This is a genomic window from Pseudomonas agarici (assembly GCF_900109755.1).
Lineage (GTDB): Bacteria > Pseudomonadota > Gammaproteobacteria > Pseudomonadales > Pseudomonadaceae > Aquipseudomonas > Aquipseudomonas agarici.
This window is the reverse complement of record NZ_FOAR01000020.1, coordinates 1-16,062: the sequence shown is the minus strand read 5'-3', so window position 1 is coordinate 16,062 and position 16,062 is coordinate 1. Positions and strand designations below refer to the sequence as shown.

Below are 16,062 nucleotides of genomic sequence, written 5' to 3'. Positions count from 1 at the left end.
TGGCATTAGGCCACTATTCCGGCGCGATCATAGAGGGACCCTTTACTGGCGTCAATTAGAGGTATCTATTTATCTCTCACTGATACGGTCACATCGGGGCAACTGTTCAGACTGGCATCAACTGGCTACAGCGTCGTCGCACCCATCAGAACACGTTGATCGGGTAGTTGATGTGCACACGCACTTCGTTACCGCTGATGTTGTACTCGCTGGATTTCTCCGACACACGCAGGATCGAGCTACGCACCTTCACACTCAGTCCCTTGGCAGCGCCACTCTGGACCACGTATTTGATCTGGTTGAAGATTTCGCGCTCGGTACCGCCCGTGCTGGTGGAGGTGGTGATGTTGTCACCCCGTATATACGCCACGTTGTAGCTCAGGCCAGGCACGCCGAAAGCGCCAAAATCCAGACCATAACCCAACTGCCAGGAACGCTCGTCGGAGGCGTTGAAGTCGGACCAGTAAGAGTTGGACAGGTAGATGGTGTTGCCACCATCGCCGACACGCCCCTGGCCACGCAGGTAGCCGCCATACGGGTAGCCCAGCAAGCTGTCGCCGGTGCTGCGCTGATGGGCGACGGTGAAGGAATGAGCACCCAGGACGTAGGTGGCCGCCAGGCTCCAGATCTTGTTGTCTTGGCCGCCGGCATTGGCCTTGGCTGCATAATCCTTATCCAGCTCGGTGCGGTAGCCGTTGAAGTCCAGGCTCAGGGACTGATCCTGGCTCACCGGGACCACATAGTTCAGGTTCACGTACTGCTTTTTCATCACGTCTTCGAAGTCGGTGCCGTACAGCGCGGCCTTGAAGTTGTCGGTGAATTGATAGCTGGCGCCCAGCACATTGAGGCTTTTCAGGCCACCGCTGTCACGCCCTTCATCGCTCTTGCGCGATGCTTCGGTGAAGTGACCGGCGTTGAGCTCCAACCCCTTGATCTCCTTGGAGGTAATCAACGTGCCGGTGTGGCTTTCCGGCAGCAGGCGGGAGTCGTCGAAGTTCAGCACCGGCAGGGACGGCATTTGATCGCCGTAGGTCAACACGGTGTCGGACACCCGGAATTTCACCGCGGCGCCGCCCTTGGCGATATCACGGACCGGGTCGCCTTTGTTGTCCTGGGCGAAGAAGTCGATGCCTTGGGCACCGGTTTCGCCACGCCCGCCGTCCAGGCGCAGGGCATACAGGCCGAAAGCATCGACGCCGACGCCGACGGTGCCCTGGGTAAAGCCGGATTTGAAGGTGCCGATAACCCCCTGGCCCCACTCGATCTTGTCCTGGTTATGGCGTTTGTAGTCACGGTTCATATAGGCGTTACGCAGCAGAATGCTCAGATGGCTGTCTTCGACAATGCCCTTGGCTTCCGATTGCTCGCTAGCCATGGCCTGAGTAGCACTGAGGATGCCCAGTGCGAGCAGACTGATCCGTTTGTTCAACATACTATTATTTTCCTTATTACTGGATGATACGCCCTGCGACTTCGAGCTGAACCTGTGTATGTGAGTGGCTTCAAGCAGAAACAAAAAGGCCCGCTGCAGGGGTGTGCAGCGGGCCTTTTATGTATTTTATTATATGGCTTATAGCCACAGGCGTGACGCGAATCGTATCTGCGACACAACTAAAGTGTCAATTTCATGAATCCCAGGCAATTAGACAAAAGCTCTTCGCCAACCTCAAAAAAAGATATATCAGCCAACGTCATAGTCGACTCGCAACGGTGCCCTCCAGTATTCGGTGCACACGACCCTCCAGGCTGCGGACCGCTCCCGCCGTGGTGATTGCCGGGATGCGGGCTGATTCGCGGAGCCGTATAACAGGCCAGGTGGGCGCTTATGTAGCCATCAAGATATATTGAAAAAAGCTCAACACGCAGGTAATTGCGCAGCTTTTTTAATAGTGACTAAGCGTAAATTTTCCCGCCTTTCTCGATACACGCTCGACGTGACACACCGCAATCGCGCCGATACCGACCTTGGGCTATCCGCGACGACGGCCTGCATACGCACGCCCCAGCGGTCACCGACACCTAGTGGCCTGTGTGGTGAGTTCTATTAGTCAATTTCGGCGCCACAAGCCCCTGGCCGGCGTTGCTGCTCCTAGCCATAGCCCAGCTATGACTCGTCACAGCGCCTTGGCCATGGACGTGTGACATCCGGACTTGAGCTAACGAGCTCACCGTACAGGCCACCAGGGTTTCTGAAACGGATAAAAAATACCGCCGCCAGGATCGCTCCGGGCAGCGGTATTTTTTCTTTAGTCCTTTAACCCTGCAAAACCCCTAGCAGGGCTTCCAGTTCAGCTTCGCTGAACAGTCCTTCGGGATAGCGGTCGATAATAATGCGACAAGGTTCCTGACCTCGGGTGGTAGGCGTTCCATCGCTTTTCAACCACTGGGCCAGAACTTGAAGCGACTCGCTCGTCACCGACAGGGGATGCGAAACTCGCTCGCTGGCTACGTTCATATCGACGCTCTCCTGGTTCATGAGCGGCTAACTTACTCAAGGTTTATGACAGAACGTCGCAATCTAAAAGACGCTTCGCTCATAGAGAAAGCTGATACAAGAGTTATGCCAAAATGCCAGCTTTGTCGACCGCGCCACGGAAAAAAACCCGCACCCCACAAGGGCCGCGGGCTAGGTGAAGAAACATTCGCCAATGATGCAAAAATGCCATCACTGGCGAAATAACACTATTTGTTACAGCTCCACTCACTCCTGGTACGTTGCAGGCTGTTGTTGTGTAAGGCAATGGATATTCCCACCGCCCAGTAACAACTCCCGACCTGGCACCATCACCACTTCGTGCTGCGGGAAGAGATCCTGCAAGAGGTCCCTGGCAATGCTATCCAGCGGATCGTCGAAGCTGGGCACGATAATCCCACCGTTGACGATCAGGAAGTTCACGTAGGAGCCAGCCAGGCGCACCGAAGGATTGCGCTCCTGGCTGCCGGCAACGGCATCCACCCCAGCGCACTCTTGCGCGGTGGCGTACAGCGGGCCGGGAATCGGCATCTTGTGCACCACGAACTGGCGGCCCTTGGCATCCACACTGTTCTCCAAGACCCGCAAGGCGACCTGGCAACGCTGATAGTTGGGGTTTTGCGGATCGTCGGTCCAGGCCAGCAGTACTTCGCCCGGACGCACGTAGCAACAGAAGTTATCCACATGGCCATCGGTCTCGTCGTTGAACAGGCCGTCCGGCAGCCAGATCACCTTGTCCACCGCCAAGTGCTCGCACAGAACCTGTTCAATCTCCTCGCGGGTCAAGTGTGGGTTGCGATTGCGATTGAGCAGGCATTCCTCAGTGGTGAGCAGCGTGCCTTCACCGTCGACATGGATCGAGCCGCCTTCGAGCACGAAACCTTCGGGGCGATATGCCTGACAGCGCTCAAGGTCGAGGATCTTGCCGCCGACCTGTTCGTCGCGGTTCCACGGCGCGTACAGGCCACCGTCGAAGCCACCCCAGGCATTGAAGCCCCAGTGTACGCCGCGGATTTCGCCCTGGTTGTTGATGACGAAAGTCGGCCCACTGTCGCGCACCCAGGCGTCGTCGCTGGACATTTCCACCACGCGGATATTCGGCACGTCCAAGTGCGCCCGGGCATTTTCATACTGGCCCGCGGAAACCGCGACCGTTACCGGTTCGAACCGGGCGATGGCCTTGGCCACTTCGGCATGCGCCGCCTGTGCCGGCTTGCCGCCCAGGCGCCAATTGTCGGGGCGCTCGGGCCAGATCATCCAGACCTGGGTCTGGGGCGCCCATTCGGCGGGCATATGAAAGCCGTCGGCGCGTGGGGTGCTGCGCAAGATAGTCATAGAATTCGGGACTCCAGGGAACCGTCAAGAGTTTTCAAGGCGCTGAGAGGTTCGGACGGCGGTCGTGACAAGTGTATGTAGGAACAACAAGAGACTTTATAGGCGATAAAAATCGACTTTTAAAGTTAAAAAACAAAGAGCCGATGCACATGGCGATAATTTTACCGATAAGAATCGATACTTTTGAGGATGACACCCTTGCGCACGCCACCCAGTCAAGGCGGCCGTTACCTGTTCCGCGCCCCGAGAACCCTAGTGGCCTGTACGGTGAGTTCGTTAGCTCAAGTTCGGACTCCATAAGTCCCTGGCCAAGGCGCTGTGACGAGTCATAGCCGGGCTATGGCGAGGAACAGCAACGCAGGCCAGGGGTTTATGGCGCCGAAATGGACTCATAGAACTCACCACACGGGCCACTAGACAACAGCCAGGAGCCGTTCCGTTTGCAGGCGATGCTTTCTACAACCCTTCGTCCAGCACCTTCGACAGCATATCGACAAAAAAGTCCACGCTCCGACGCGTGGTGCACATCGGCGGCTTGATCTTGAGGATGTTCAAGTAATCGCCCGTGGGCTGCATGAAGATCCCGAGTTCCCGGAGCCGGTCGCATAGCAACGCGGTTTCTTCGGTCGCCGGCTCCAGCGTTTGGCGATTACGGATCAGTTCGGCGCCCAGGTAAAAACCCGAGCCGTGCACCGCGCCCATCAACGGATGCCGATCGATCAGGGCCTCCAGACGTTCCTTGAAGTAGCCACCGACGACCCGGGCGTTTTCCCAGAGCTTTTCCTCGGCCATCACTTCCAGCACCGCGATGCCGATACGACAACTGACCGGACTACCACCCGAGGAGGAGAAGAAATAGCCTTCGGCCTCCAGCGCCTCGGCGATCTCCCGCCGGGTAATCACCGCGCCCAGCGGCTGGCCGTTACCCATGCCCTTGGCCATGGTGATGATGTCCGGCACCACGCCCTGTTCCTCGAAACCCCAGAAGAACCTGCCCATGCGCCCGTAGCCCACCTGCACTTCATCGGCGATACACACACCACCCCGAGCCCGCACCAGCGCATACACCTGCTGCAAGTAACCCGGCGGCAAGGAAATCCCGCCGGCATTGCCATACACCGGCTCGCAGATAAAGCCGGCCAGTTGGCGATTTTCTTCGGCCAGCTTCGCCAACTGGTGCTCGACACTGCGCACATAGTCCGGCGCGCTGGCGCTGCCACGGAAGGCACCGCGATAGGTGTTGGGCGCAGTGACGGGGTGCACCCAGTCCGGGCGACTGTCGAGGGCTTTGGGGTTGTCGGCGATCGAGGTGGACACCGCATCGGCCGCCACCGACCAGCCATGATAGGCCTCCAGCACGCTGAGCATGTCGCGCCCGCCGCTGTAGGCCCAAGCCAGGCGGATCGCCAGGTCGTTGGCCTCGGTGCCGCTGTTGACCAGGAACACCCGGTCCATGGAGTCCGGCGCCAGGGCCAGCAGCCGCTCGGAGAGCTCGGTGACGGCAGCGTAATGAAACCGCGAGTTGGTGTTAAGCCGCGACCACTGTTGCGCCGCCTCGGCGGCCATCCGTGGATGACCATGGCCGAGCACTGCGACATTGTTGAGCATGTCCAGGTAGGAGCGGCCCTGCATATCGATCAGGTGATTGCGCCAGCCACGCTCGATCTGCGGTGGGTCGACGTAATAGTGCTTCTGCGTGCGAGCAAAACTGGCGGCGCGACGGGCCAGCAGGTCGCTCGCATCCGCTGCCGGTTCGGCGTCGCAAGCCAGACCCAACAATGTCGCCGGCGACGGGCACAGGGCCTGCCAGGCGGCGGCGCGCGAAGGCGTGCAGAACAACGGCGGATCGAGTTCGGCATGTCGACACAACTGCACCCGTAGCACGCCGCCGGACTCACCCAGCACTTGCCCCTTGACCACCGCGGCGCCGAATTCCAGGGACGCCTTTACGCCCCAAAGCCGCAGGCTCAGGGGTTTGCCCACCAACTGCACGCCGCCTTCGCCGAGAGCGTGCAAGGTCCCGGCAAAGGGTGACGCCACGACGGTGCCCGCCGGGACCTGCACGTCGACGTGCAACGGGCAGGTATCAGGTTCCACCGCGCTGTCCGGCCGGGTGCGAGACAAACGGTATTGCCCGTAGCGGCTGGCTGCCAGGCCATTGGCCGCCGCCGCTTCGGCCAGCAGGCGCCGGTCTATACCGTCCTGTTCCCAATTGCCCGCCGCGAAATGTGGGCTGAGCACGCCCAGGTCGACCAGCGCAAACGCCTGTCCCGCCAGCCCCGGCAGCAAGGACGCAAAGCCTTCGCCGCCGATTGCCTCCAGAGGTTGCCCGAGCGCCGTGAGAATCGCCGCTTCCATCAGTTCGGCGGGCACCGAGGTCGCCACCTCGAAGATTTCCCACTCGTGGGCCAGGTTGTCACGGCTGTAGCGGTTGGCCGGATCGATACTGACCTGCTGTTCGCCGCTGAGCACCAGCACCGCGGCGCGCTTCACGATCAGCGGCCACAGGGCCAGCAGCTCCTCGCGTAGCAAGGGATTGACCGCGTGATAGGCTCGGATCGCCGCCAAAATCACCCAGGGATCATCTTCGGCGTGGTGCAGCAAGGCCGCGCAGGTCACCGACAGCTCGGCAATGCGCCAGGTACGGACCAGGTCGCCGAAATCGATAACGCCCTGCAACTGCCAGCGTCGTTGTCCATCACGGCGCCACACCACGTTGTCGTCGGTGATATCCAGGTGAACGGCTTGCACCGGCAGTTTGTCCAGCAACGGTTGCAGGCGCCGCCCGGCCTTGGCGACCGCCTCACGAATGACCGCCTGCTGCAACGGGTCCTTGATCACCGGCAACAGGTGGTCGATCAGCGCACTGGCGTGGCGGGCATCCCATTGCAGGCTACGTTCCAGGCCCGGATGCCGGAAGTCCGCCAGGGCGCGGTCGATTTCCCCGCACAGGCGACCGAGGCCGATCACCAGGTCGCGGCTCAGGTACTTGAGGCGGGTCAGCGGCTGGCCTTCGATATACTCCAGCAAACGCACATGCAGCCGCTGCCCGTCGAGTTCGAGGGACAGCAGGTCCTCGCCGTTGTTCGCCGCAATCACTCGCGGCACCCGCAGGCCATCGCGACCGCCGAGGTACGCCAACCCGGCATGCTGGGCCTGCAACTCGACGATGGGGTAGTCGCCGTGGCAGATTTTCAGGACGAATCGACCTTTGGCACTGTCGACCCGGTAGTTGAGGTCCTGTTGGCTGCCCAACGCCTGCAAGGTTGCACAGAGTCCGTAATGTTCCTCAAGTAGTTGCAGCGCCCACGCCATCGGGACAGACGGGCTTGGCAGACTGGCGCGACGGATCAACGTGGCGGGCAACATGTAACGATTCCCTGAAATTCTTATTGACTGTCTATATCGCCATTGCTGTCGTCAATACGCAAGCAAGAAGTAAAGTAGGCGGGACCGGCATCGATACAAGAGCAATCGTACTTGCACCGCCGAGCGCCTACCCACAAGCTATGCAGCATTAATTGAATGTCTGTCTAAGGAAAAGGCATCCCGACATGCGTATTCTAGTCACCGGCGGTGCCGGTTTTATTGGCTCTGCCCTGATCCGACACCTGATCCGCAACACCGAACACGAAGTCCTCAACCTCGACAAACTGACCTATGCCGGTAACCTCGAATCGCTGAGCGGCATCGCGACCGATACCCGCTACGAGTTCGTCCAGGCCGATATCGTCGATCAGGCGACCGTCAGCGCCATCCTGGCGCGCTTCGAGCCCCACGCGATCATGCACCTGGCTGCCGAATCCCATGTAGACCGTTCCATCGACGGCCCGTCGGATTTTATCCAAACCAATATCGTCGGCACCTACAGCCTCCTGGAAGCCGCTCGCGGCTACTGGTCGAAGCTCGCCACGCCAGCAAAAAATGCCTTCCGCTTCCACCATATCTCCACCGACGAAGTGTATGGCGACTTACATGGCGTCGACGATCTGTTCAGCGAGACCACCCCGTATGCCCCCAGCTCGCCGTATTCCGCGAGCAAGGCTGCGTCCGACCACCTGGTTCGCGCCTGGCACCGTACCTATGGTCTGCCGGTGCTGTTGACCAATTGCTCGAACAACTACGGTCCGTTCCACTTCCCGGAAAAACTGATCCCGCTGGTGATCCTCAATGCCCTGGCCGGCAAGCCCCTGCCGGTGTACGGCGACGGCCTGCAGGTACGCGACTGGCTGTTCGTCGAGGACCATGCCCGCGCGCTATGCAAGGTGGTGACCGACGGCGTGGTGGGCGAGACCTACAACATCGGCGGCCATAACGAGCAGAAGAATATCGACGTAGTCCGTGGCATCTGTGCCCTGTTGGAGGAGCTGGCCCCGGCGCGTCCGGTCGGGGTCGAGCGGTTCAGCGACCTGATCACTTTCGTCAAGGATCGCCCAGGCCACGACCTGCGCTACGCCATCGACGCCAGCAAGATCGAGCGTGAGCTGGGCTGGACACCTGAAGAAACCTTCGCAAGCGGTCTGCGCAAGACCGTCCAATGGTATCTGGCCAACCTGCAATGGTGCCGTCGGGTCCAGGACGGCAGCTACCAAGGCGAACGCCTGGGCGCCCTCGATCACAAGGAATTGTTGGCATGATGAAAGGTATTGTCCTGGCCGGCGGTTCCGGCACCCGCCTGCATCCGATCACTCTCGGAGTCTCCAAGCAACTCTTGCCGATCTACGACAAGCCGATGATCTACTACCCGATTTCGGTGCTGATGCTCGCCGGCATTCGCGAGATCCTGGTGATTTCCACCCCGCAGGACTTGCCGCAATACCGCAACCTGCTGGGCGATGGTAGCCAGTTCGGCGTGCGCTTCAACTACGCCGAGCAGCCGTCTCCAGATGGCCTGGCCCAGGCGTTCCTGATCGGCGAGGCGTTTATTGGCGATGATCCGGTGTGCCTGATCCTCGGCGACAACATCTTCCACGGGCAGTCTTTCAGCAGCCAACTGAAAAACGCCGCCAAACAGCCCAAGGGCGCAACGGTCTTCGGCTACTGGGTCAAAGACCCGGAACGCTTCGGTGTGATCGACTTCGACAGCGAAGGTCGCGCACTGTCCATCGAAGAGAAGCCCGCCCAGCCGAAATCCAGCTATGCGGTGACCGGCCTGTATTTCTACGACAACGACGTGATTGAGATCGCCAAGGCGGTCAAGCCATCGCCACGCGGTGAACTGGAAATCACCGACGTCAACAATGCTTACCTCAAACGTGGCGATCTTCACGTCGAGCGTTTCGGTCGTGGCTTTGCCTGGCTCGATACTGGTACCCATGACAGCTTGCTGGAAGCCTCGCAGTACGTGCAGACCATCGAACACCGCCAGGGACTGAAAGTCGCCTGCCTGGAGGAAATTGCCTACCAGAATGGCTGGATCGATCGTGATCACCTGCTTGAGCGCGCCCGCTATTTCGGCAAGACCGGCTACGGCCAGTACCTGTTCACCCTCGCACGAGAGCAACGATGAAGGCGACACCGACACGCCTGCCAGAGGTGCTGATCCTTGAGCCCAAGGTGTTTGGCGATGAGCGCGGCTTTTTTTACGAAAGTTTCAATGCCCGAGCCTTCCAAGCGGCCACCGGGTTGGACCTGGACTTCGTTCAGGACAACCATTCGCGCTCGCAGAAAGGTGTACTGCGCGGCCTGCACTATCAGTTGGAAAACACCCAGGGCAAGCTCGTGCGCGTCATCAGCGGCGAAGTCCTCGACGTGGCCGTGGATATCCGGCGCAGCTCGGCGCATTTCGGCCAATGGGTCGGCATACGCCTGTCAGCCGAAAATAATCGCCAGTTGTGGATACCCGAAGGCTTCGCCCATGGCTTCGTGGTGCTCAGCGACTACGCCGAGTTCCTCTACAAGACCACCGACTACTACACCCCCAGCGCCGAGCGTTGCATCCGTTGGGACGATCCGACCCTGGCCATCGATTGGGAATTCGAAGGGATTGTGCAACTTTCGGCCAAGGATCAGCACGGCAAATCCCTGCACGAGGCCGACCTGTTCGAATGAACCCATCTCCCCTGAAAATCCTTATCAGTGGCCAGCATGGCCAAGTCTCCCGAGAGTTGCAAAAGCGCTTGGGCGATCTGGGTCAGCTAATAGTGGCGGGACGCGACCAGCTCGACCTGGCGCACCCGGAGCAGATCCGCCGACAAGTCCGCACTCACCGCCCCGACCTGATCATCAACGCCGCCGCCCATACCGCCGTCGACCTGGCGGAGTCCGAGCCGGAGCTGGCCTTCGCGATCAACGCTAGCGCCCCCGGCATCCTGGCCGAGGAAGCCGCCGACCTGGGCATTCCGCTGATTCACTACTCCACCGACTATGTGTTCGACGGCAACAAGGCCGAACCCTATACCGAAGACGATGTGCCCCAGCCACTGAGCGTCTACGGCAAAAGCAAGCTGGCCGGCGAGCGGGCCATCGCCACGGCCCACGACCGGCACCTGATCCTGCGCACCAGTTGGGTCTACTCCAGCCACGGACGCAACTTCCTGCTGACCATGCAGCGGCTGCTACAGGAGAAACCGCAACTGCGCATCGTCGCCGACCAGGTAGGCGCGCCGACCTGGGCCGGAACCATCGCCAACAGCACACGCGCCCTGATCGAGCGCTGGCAGGCCGGCCAGGCTGGGGCCTGGGGCACTTACCACCTGACCGCCAGCGGCGAAACCTCATGGTTCGGCTTTGCCCAGGCCATCGGCGAGCACTTGCAGGCCTTGAACAAACCTTGCGCAGTCCTTGAGGCCATCCCATCGAGTGCCTACCCGACACCCGCTCCCCGCCCGCTGAACTCGCGCCTCGACTGCAGCCGCCTGCTGCGCCAATGGCAAGTGAGCCAGCCAGATTGGCATAGCGCATTACGCGAGTGTCTTGCGGAGCAGGGCTGAGACATAATGCGTCGGATTCCAACGGCGCAGTTTCTCGATGATCACGACCTCTCCCATTCCCCGCAGACCCCGCTGGCGCAGCCTGGCCCTGCTGTTCCTATGCCTGGCGCCCCTGCTGTGGCCGCTGGAACACCTCGCCGAGCGGTATTACCGTGGCGAGCTGGAGGGCCAGAATCGCCAGACCCTCGACCTCTATGTAGCCAACCTGCTGGGTACCCTGCATCGCTACGAAGTCCTGCCGCAGATCCTCGGTGACCTGCCTGCCCTGCATGAGGCCCTCGCCGAACCGGAACAGGGCCGACATGTGGAAAGCGCCAACAGCCTGCTGCGCGATATCTGCCGCCAGACCGGCGCCGAAGTCATGTATTTGATGGACACCCATGGCAAGACCCTGGCCGCCTCCAACTGGGACAAACACGACAGCTTCGTCGGGCGCAATTTTGCCTTCCGCCCCTACTTCAGCGAAGCCATGGCCGGTCGCCTGGGTCGCTTCTTCGGCCTCGGCACCACCTCGGGCAAGCGCGGCTACTTCTTTGCCGCCGCCGTTCGCGATGGCGAAAAAATCATCGGTGTACTGGTGGCCAAGGTCGACCTGGACCACACTGAAAGCCTCTGGGGCAACACCCCCGAGCAACTGCTGGTGACCGACCATAACGATGTGGTGATCCTCACCTCACGGCCGGAATGGCGCTTTCGCGCGAGCCGTAATCTGAGCAATACGGAACGCGAGGCCATCACCGTCATCCAGCCCTACCCGACGCGCAATCCGCAGCCGCTGGATATCGATCCCAAGGCGTGGCTGACCCAGACCCGGCAGATCGAGGAAACCGGCTGGAGCGTCAGCATCCTCGCGCCGCGCACCCTGATCGACCGCCCGGTACGGACCGTCGTCGCGATCGGTGGCGCCGCCCTGCTGGTGCTGATGCTCCTGCTGGGCCTGATAATGCAACGTCGGCGCCACTACCTGGAGCGGATCGCCTTCGAGGCCAAGGCTCGTCGTGAACTGGAAATGCGCGTGGCCGAACGGACCAGCGACCTGGAAGGACTCAACTGTCGGCTCAAACTGGAAGTGCTGGAACGTGAACATGCCCAGCAGGAACTGGTCCGGGCTCAGGACGACCTGGTCCAGGCCGGCAAGCTGTCGGCCCTGGGCACCATGTCAGCGAGCATCAGCCACGAACTCAACCAGCCGCTGGCGGCGATCCGCAGCTATGCGGAAAACGCCGAAGTACTGCTCGACCATGACCGGACCGACGAAGCTCGCGGCAACCTCAAGCTGATCAGCGAACTGACCGGACGCATGGCCTCGATCGTTGCCCATCTGCGCGCCTTTGCCCGCCGCGACCGGCATGCTCCGGAAAGCGTGGCCCTGCAACCGGCGCTCGATGACGCTTTGGCGCTGCTGGCCAAGCGTCGACGGGCCATGGAGGTCGAGTTGATCCGCGACCTGCCGGCGGCGGCCCTGTGGGTCGAAGCCGGTGAAACCCGCCTGCGCCAGGTGCTCGGCAACTTGCTGGCGAACGCCCTCGATGCCCTGACCGAAAAAGGCCCGCCGCGCAAACTCTGGCTCAATGCCCAATCGTCGCCGGAAGGTGTGACCCTGACCCTTCGCGACAACGGCCCGGGCTTCTGTCTCGAAGCCCTGGACCGCGCCGTCGAGCCATTCTATACCACCAAGACCCGCACCCAGGGCCTCGGCCTCGGCCTGGCGATCTGTGACGCTCTGATGCGCGCCTTCGGCGGCGAACTGCTGTTCGCCAACCACCGTGAAGGCGGCGCCCTGATTACGCTGCGGCTGCGCGCCGGTTCGCCCGGCGTCAGCCGGCAGCCTGCCGAGGACTCGATGATATGAATATCGACCACCAGCTCCAGGTGATACTGATCGACGACGATCCCCACCTGCGCCTGGCCCTGAGCCAGACGCTCGACCTCGCCGGCCTGAAGATCCTGCCGCTGGCCGAGGCCCAAGGTCTGGCGGGACGTATCGAAAGAGACTGGCCGGGGGTGATCGTCAGCGATATTCGCATGCCGGGCATGGATGGCCTGGAGCTGTTGAACGAACTGCATGCCCTGGACCCAGAACTGCCGGTGCTGCTGATCACCGGTCACGGTGACGTGCCTCTCGCCGTCCAGGCCATGCGCGCCGGCGCCTATGATTTCCTCGAGAAACCTTTCGCCAGCGACGCCCTACTCGACAGCGTGCGCCGCGCCCTGGCCCTGCGGCGTCTGGTGCTGGACAACCGCAGTCTGCGCCTGGCGCTGAGCGATCGCCAGCAACTCAGCGCGCGTCTGGTAGGCCAATCGCCGCAGATGCTGCGCCTGCGTGAACAGATCGGTGCCCTGGCGGCCACCAAGGCCGACGTGCTGATCCTCGGTGAAACCGGGGCCGGCAAGGAGGTGGTGGCCCGTGCCCTGCACGATCTGTCGAACCGTCGCACCGGCCCGTTCGTGGCCATCAATGCCGGCGCCCTGGCCGAGTCGGTGGTGGAAAGCGAACTGTTCGGCCACGAGCCCGGCGCCTTTACCGGCGCGCAGAAGCGCCGTATTGGCAAGTTTGAATTCGCCAACGGCGGCACCCTGTTCCTCGATGAAATCGAAAGCATGAGCCTGGATGTCCAAGTCAAACTGCTGCGCTTGTTGCAAGAGCGGGTGGTCGAGCGCCTGGGCGGCAACCAGCAGATCCCGTTGGATATCCGCATCATCGCCGCGACCAAGGAAGACCTGCGCCAATCCGCCGACCAAGGCCGTTTCCGAGCCGACTTGTACTACCGGTTGAATGTCGCGCCGCTGCGGATTCCGCCCCTGCGCGAACGCGGCGAGGATGCGCTCATCCTGTTCCAGCATTTTGCCGACGAAGCCAGTCGCCGCCATGGCCTGGCGCCCCGCAGCCTGCAACCGATGCAGCGGGCACTGTTGTTGCGCCACACCTGGCCGGGCAATGTGCGGGAACTGCAGAACGCCGCCGAACGTTTTGCCCTCGGCCTGGAACTGGCGCTGGACAACAACCTTGTGGAAAGTCTGGACAGCAACATCGTCGACGTGATGCCAGGCGGTCTCAGCGAGCAGGTCGAGCGCTTCGAGAAATCCCTGATCGCCGCCGAGCTGGCGCGCTCGCACAGCTCCTTGCGCAGCCTGGCCGAAGCCCTGGGTATCCCGCGAAAGACGCTGCACGACAAGCTGCGCAAGCACGGGCTGAACTTCGACAGCGCCAGCCACGGCGCCAGCGACGAACTCGAATGAATCACCCCAGAGAGGTCACTGCATGAACCGCGACAGTCGTTACCTGGAGTCCATCCTGCACCACGACATTCCCCTGACCCGCGAGATGGGTCTTAAGGTCAGCGGCTGGGATGCCGGGCAACTGCGTCTGCGACTGCCGCTGGAGCCGAACGTCAACCACAAGAGCACGATGTTCGGCGGCAGCCTGTACTGCGGCGCGGTGCTGGCCGGCTGGGGCTGGCTGCACCTGAGCTTGCGCGAGGCGGGGATCGAAGATGGGCATATCGTGATCCACGAAGGTCGCATCAGCTATCCCTTGCCAGTTACCGGCGATGCCGAGGCACGTTGCGCGGCACCGGATGACAAGACCTGGAAGAAATTCCTGGCGACCTATCAGCGTTACGCACGGGCGCGCCTGACCCTGGACACCCAAGTGATGAATGCAGGCAGCGAGGACGCCGCCGTGCAGTTCAGCGGGCAGTACGTGCTGCACCGCTGAACTGCACGGTCTCTTTCTGATCGCTCCCACGCTCCGCGTGGGAGTGCACCCGCAATTGCTACTGTCTCGGTGGGTTGTTCAAGAACGCCGACAACCACCTGACCGGCGCTGCCTGAGATTCCAGATTCCAAGATACGTCGCTCAGCTATATCAGCCTCATCCTACAAAATGTTTTTACGCATCCCTATCAAAATAAGCCCTCGTCATTTGACTAGTCAGAAATGGCAAGGGGGAAAGGATGAAACGCTACCTAATTGTAGAAGGAGACCCGACCAGCAGTGGCGGTGTCGTGATAGTGGGCGGGCCCACCTTATCGACGATTAATGGTTGGAGCATAGCAGGTGTGGGTGACGCAGCGACGTGTCCGCTGCACGGCGGGGTGTTTGCGATTGTCACCGGTGACCCTACTTATATCGTCAACGATAAGGCAGCGGCCCGAGAAGGCGATTTTCTTTCATGCGGCTGTTCACTCGTCTCGGTCAAGCAACGTTTGCAATACCGCGATGATGGAGACGCAAGCGGCACCGCGACACCCGACCCCGTACAGGCCACACTCTCTGCCGTGGCGCAAACGACGCCCGCCTCAGATAGCAAGACACCTGTCTGCGAAGCGTGTTTGAAGAAAGCCATGCAAGCGGGCACACCGCTGTTGGGGCGTTGATCATGACCCGTTTCGTGATAATCGATGCCCTCACCCGACCCGACACACTCAACGCCATTCTGTTCTACGCAGAGGCACTCCCGCACCGCAGCCTGTTCGACGGCCAACCCGAAGCCACGCTCGCTCATGCCGGGCCGTGGCTGGTGCAGCTCAGCGACCATGGCCCAGGCAATATCGAGGCATGGTTAAGCGCCCTGGAGCGTAACGAGGGTGCCGTCACCTGGCTTACCAGCGAGGCCACCTTCACCGTTCTGTTTCAGCATCTGCAAACCCACCTGGATATCACCCTGCCCGATGGCAGCCTCGCGCTGCTGCGCTTTTGGGATGGTCGTACCTTCCATCGCCTGGAGTGGGTACTCACCCTCGAACAACTGCTGGAGCTAATGGGGCCGGTAACGAGCTGGCGGGCCAACGCCGGTCGGTTTCAAGTCAACCTCCAGCGCAGCGAAATCGAGCACCTGATCGAGGAGCGCCGTCCATGATCACACTGAGCCAAAAGCAACAAGCCCTGATGCGTTTGCCCGACCCCAGCAGCTTTCTGCCCAAGCTGACCTGGGAGATGCGCCAGGACTTCACCAGTGGAACGGTGCCCCGCCTTACCGATACCCAACTACTGAATGAGGTACAGAGCAGTTATCAGCATGCCGTTTATGAGCTGGGCATCACGCGTCTAGCCACCTTGGTTAAGTGGGTCAAGGCCGATGTCGCGGGCGGCGGCGAACTGCGCCGGGACATGAATATTGACCAGCGTCTGCGCCAAGCCAACAACCCCAATGCGGCTGCTGAAGATTTCTTAACCGTTTTATCCGCTCAAAATCGTTGGGAGCCCTGATATGGCCGCTATTCCTGCCCATGGCCTGCGCTTGCTTGGCCAGCTATTCAAACGAGCCGGTACTGCCGAAGGCGTTCGGGCTATCGATAAAGTCGTTGTGACGGGCGCGCA

General features: G+C 61.1%; 14 protein-coding genes. 10 read left to right on the top strand and 4 right to left on the bottom strand.

Features of this window, described 5'->3' with window-relative positions:
* Positions 1–145: 145 nt before the first annotated feature.
* The 4 genes from BMX68_RS17670 to BMX68_RS17655 all read right to left on the bottom strand — a co-directional run bounded on the left by BMX68_RS17670 (position 146) and on the right by BMX68_RS17655 (position 7,177).
* Positions 146–1,432, bottom strand: a complete 1,287-nt coding sequence (locus BMX68_RS17670) for an OprD family porin (RefSeq protein ID WP_017132522.1) — start codon at positions 1,430–1,432, stop codon at positions 146–148.
* An 822-nt stretch (positions 1,433–2,254) separates the two neighbouring features.
* Positions 2,255–2,455, bottom strand: a complete 201-nt coding sequence (locus BMX68_RS17665; RefSeq protein WP_017132523.1) for a hypothetical protein — start codon at positions 2,453–2,455, stop codon at positions 2,255–2,257.
* A 246-nt stretch (positions 2,456–2,701) separates the two neighbouring features.
* Complete coding sequence (aguA, locus tag BMX68_RS17660; RefSeq protein ID WP_017132524.1) at positions 2,702–3,808, bottom strand: agmatine deiminase; 1,107 nt, start codon at positions 3,806–3,808, stop codon at positions 2,702–2,704.
* Positions 3,809–4,264: 456 nt separating this feature from the next.
* Positions 4,265–7,177 carry an aminotransferase gene (locus tag BMX68_RS17655; RefSeq protein WP_017132525.1) on the bottom strand — a complete coding sequence of 971 codons (2,913 nt, stop codon included), beginning with the start codon at positions 7,175–7,177 and terminating at the stop codon, positions 4,265–4,267.
* A gap of 185 nt (positions 7,178–7,362) precedes the next feature.
* On the opposite strand from BMX68_RS17655, the gene rfbB reads away from it, so the two are divergent.
* From rfbB to BMX68_RS17605, 10 genes are all read left to right on the top strand, one after another.
* Positions 7,363–8,445, top strand: a complete 1,083-nt coding sequence (gene rfbB / locus BMX68_RS17650) for a dTDP-glucose 4,6-dehydratase (RefSeq protein WP_017132526.1) — start codon at positions 7,363–7,365, stop codon at positions 8,443–8,445.
* Positions 8,442–9,317, top strand: coding sequence for a glucose-1-phosphate thymidylyltransferase RfbA (gene rfbA / locus BMX68_RS17645; RefSeq protein WP_060783177.1), 876 nt, complete (start codon positions 8,442–8,444; stop codon positions 9,315–9,317). The genes rfbB and rfbA overlap by 4 nt, the downstream gene beginning before the upstream one ends.
* Complete coding sequence (gene rfbC, locus BMX68_RS17640) at positions 9,314–9,859, top strand: dTDP-4-dehydrorhamnose 3,5-epimerase (protein WP_017132528.1); 546 nt, start codon at positions 9,314–9,316, stop codon at positions 9,857–9,859. Before rfbA ends, rfbC begins: the two co-directional genes overlap by 4 nt.
* The gene (rfbD, locus tag BMX68_RS17635; protein WP_017132529.1) at positions 9,856–10,740 is read left to right on the top strand and encodes a dTDP-4-dehydrorhamnose reductase; all 885 of its coding nucleotides are present in this window, start codon (positions 9,856–9,858) and stop codon (positions 10,738–10,740) included. Before rfbC ends, rfbD begins: the two co-directional genes overlap by 4 nt.
* Positions 10,741–10,777: 37 nt before the next feature.
* Positions 10,778–12,592 (top strand): sensor histidine kinase, encoded by a 1,815-nt coding sequence (locus tag BMX68_RS17630; protein ID WP_017132530.1) that lies wholly within the window; start codon positions 10,778–10,780, stop codon positions 12,590–12,592.
* Positions 12,589–13,980 (top strand): sigma-54-dependent transcriptional regulator, encoded by a 1,392-nt coding sequence (locus BMX68_RS17625; RefSeq protein ID WP_017132531.1) that lies wholly within the window; start codon positions 12,589–12,591, stop codon positions 13,978–13,980. Before BMX68_RS17630 ends, BMX68_RS17625 begins: the two co-directional genes overlap by 4 nt.
* A 22-nt stretch (positions 13,981–14,002) precedes the next feature.
* On the top strand, positions 14,003–14,458 hold the full coding sequence (locus BMX68_RS17620) for a YiiD C-terminal domain-containing protein (protein WP_017132532.1): 456 nt from the start codon (positions 14,003–14,005) through the stop codon (positions 14,456–14,458).
* Between the two features lie 238 nt (positions 14,459–14,696).
* Positions 14,697–15,119 carry a PAAR domain-containing protein gene (locus BMX68_RS17615; protein WP_017132533.1) on the top strand — a complete coding sequence of 141 codons (423 nt, stop codon included), beginning with the start codon at positions 14,697–14,699 and terminating at the stop codon, positions 15,117–15,119.
* Positions 15,120–15,121: 2 nt separating this feature from the next.
* Positions 15,122–15,601 carry a DUF4123 domain-containing protein gene (locus tag BMX68_RS17610; protein WP_074862432.1) on the top strand — a complete coding sequence of 160 codons (480 nt, stop codon included), beginning with the start codon at positions 15,122–15,124 and terminating at the stop codon, positions 15,599–15,601.
* On the top strand, positions 15,598–15,951 hold the full coding sequence (locus tag BMX68_RS17605; protein WP_017132535.1) for a hypothetical protein: 354 nt from the start codon (positions 15,598–15,600) through the stop codon (positions 15,949–15,951). Before BMX68_RS17610 ends, BMX68_RS17605 begins: the two co-directional genes overlap by 4 nt.
* Positions 15,952–16,062: the final 111 nt, after the last annotated feature.